The sequence below is a fragment of the Plantactinospora mayteni genome (assembly GCF_016862935.1).
In the GTDB taxonomy this organism is placed as follows: domain Bacteria; phylum Actinomycetota; class Actinomycetes; order Mycobacteriales; family Micromonosporaceae; genus Plantactinospora; species Plantactinospora mayteni.
This window is the reverse complement of the sequence record NZ_BONX01000042.1, coordinates 1-2,076: the sequence shown is the minus strand read 5'-3', so window position 1 is coordinate 2,076 and position 2,076 is coordinate 1. Positions and strand designations below refer to the sequence as shown.

The following is a 2,076-nucleotide window of genomic DNA, read 5'->3' as shown; positions in this document are numbered from 1 at the left end:
ACAGGGGTCGAGTTGATCACGGAGCGCGGGATCCAACCGGACGTGTCATCCGGATTGTCGGGCGATACGTGTGAACAATGCCGATCAGCCCGCCGTGCGCTTCGACCGGTTTGGCGCACGATCGGAACCGTGCGTGATCAACACTCGATCCAGGAACGGTAGAGGGGAGATTGTTACTTTTGGTCCCTACCGCTGCGGGACACCGGATGCGGACGACCGGCTCGGCGAATTCGGAGGAAGCGCCGTGACCAGTACCTTCCTGGGCGCCAACCCGGACGAGGCCGGACATCCGCCGCGCCGCCGGCCGGACCCGACCACACCGACGCCGACCCGGCCGCGCCGCCGCCCGCGTCGGCAGGCGTACGCGAAAGCCGGGCTGGTGCTGCTCCCGCTGCTGGTCGCCGCCGCGGCGCTGGCGGTGCACCACAGCACCGGGAGCTTCTGGGGCGACCTCGCGACATACCACGCGGGAGCCTCCGCAGCCGCGTCCGGGGACGGCGGCCTCTACCAGGCCAGCCATCTGGGCACGGACGGCATCTCGCTGGGCTTCACCTATCCGCCCTTCGCGGCGCTGCTGTTCCAGCCGCTCGTGCCGGTCGGCATGACGGTCGCCGTCGGGGTGTGGACATTCGCCTCGGTCCTCGCGCTGCTGGCGGTGGTATGGGTGACGCTCCGCGCGGCCGGCGTGCCGCCGGAGCGCCGGGCGCTGGCGACGCTGGCCGGCGGAGCCGTCACGTTGCCGATGTTCGCGGTGTCCGGGCACCTCCAGGCCGGCCAGGTCGGGCTCTTCCTGATGCTGCTCGTACTGCTCGACGTGACCGGCGACCCGCGACGCCGGTGGTCCGGTCTCGGCGTGGGGATCGCCGCCGGGATCAAGCTCACCCCGCTCGTCTTCGTGGTGTACCTGCTCGCCACCGGTCGGTTCCGGGCGGCGGGTACCGCCGTCGCCGCGTTCGCCGGCACCGTCGCGCTCGGGTTCGCCTGGCGGCCGGAGGACTCGGTACGGTTCTGGACGGGCGCTCTCTTCGACACCTCCCGGGTCACCGCCGATCCCCGGACGATCCTGAACCAGTCGCTGGCCGGTGCGCTGGCCCGGCTGACCGACTCCGCCGATCCACGTACCGGCTGGCTTCCGGTGGCCGCTCTGGTCGCGGTGCTCGGGATGGCGGTCGCGGTGTACTGCGCCCGGGCCGGGGAGCACCTGCTCGGCGTCCTCGCCTGCGCGACGACCGGTGTGCTGGTCTCACCCGTCTCGTGGCACCACCACTGGGTGTGGTGCGTACCCGCGCTGGTGCTGCTGGCCGTACGGTCGTGGCGGGGCCGCAGCCGGCTCGGGCTCGCGGCCACCGGCCTGACCTGGCTCGTCTTCGTCGCCGGCACCAGTTGGGTGCTCGCCGGCCTGCACGGCTGGGACCTGCACTTCCAGGGTTGGGGCCTGCTCTACAGCAATCTCTACGTGCTGGTCGGCCTCGCCGGGCTCGGTTACCTGCCGATCCACCTGCGCCGGGCCGGGAGATCCGGTCCGGCCCGCCCCGTCTCCGGCCTTCCGGGGGACCTCCGGCAGCACGACGTACCACTCCCACCCGGTGCCGAGCCGCCCGAACGTGAGTCGGAGCCCGAGAAAAAGCCGTAGCGGTATCGAGATCGACGGCACGGCCAAGGCAGCGCCCTGTCACCGATGTGGTTACGCCAGGTCGATGGTGGCGTGGATCTCCGTGGCGTAGAGCAGGGCCGGGTCGAAACCCATCCCGGTGAAGTGACCGGCGACCTCGAGGCTGACCACGCCGTGCAGGCGGGTCCAGAAGACGAGTGCGCGACGCAGCGCCGCCGGCGAGGCGGGATGCTCGCCGGCCCACTGCCGATAGCGGGCCAGGTGTCGGTCGAGGGCCGCGCCGGGTTCGCCGACGGGTCCGTCCCCAGCACCGACGTCGGTTTCGGCCCGGCTGCCAGCATCGGCTTGGGCGACGGCTTCGGCCTTGACGCCAGCAACAGGCTGGGCTTCGGCTTCGGCTTCGGCTTCGGCTTCGGCTTCGGCTTCGGCTTCGGCTTCGGCTTCGGCTTCGGCTTCGGCTTCGG

General features: G+C 71.7%; 2 protein-coding genes. One reads left to right on the top strand and one right to left on the bottom strand.

What is annotated here, in order from left to right:
• Positions 1-244: 244 nt before the first annotated feature.
• Positions 245-1,633 (top strand): glycosyltransferase 87 family protein, encoded by a 1,389-nt coding sequence (locus tag Pma05_RS28505; RefSeq protein WP_239313290.1) that lies wholly within the window; start codon positions 245-247, stop codon positions 1,631-1,633.
• A 51-nt stretch (positions 1,634-1,684) separates the two neighbouring features.
• Here the strand turns inward: Pma05_RS28505 and Pma05_RS28500 are convergent.
• On the bottom strand, positions 1,685-2,076 hold a 392-nt coding region (locus Pma05_RS28500; RefSeq protein ID WP_203860582.1), incomplete at its 5' end, for a TetR-like C-terminal domain-containing protein.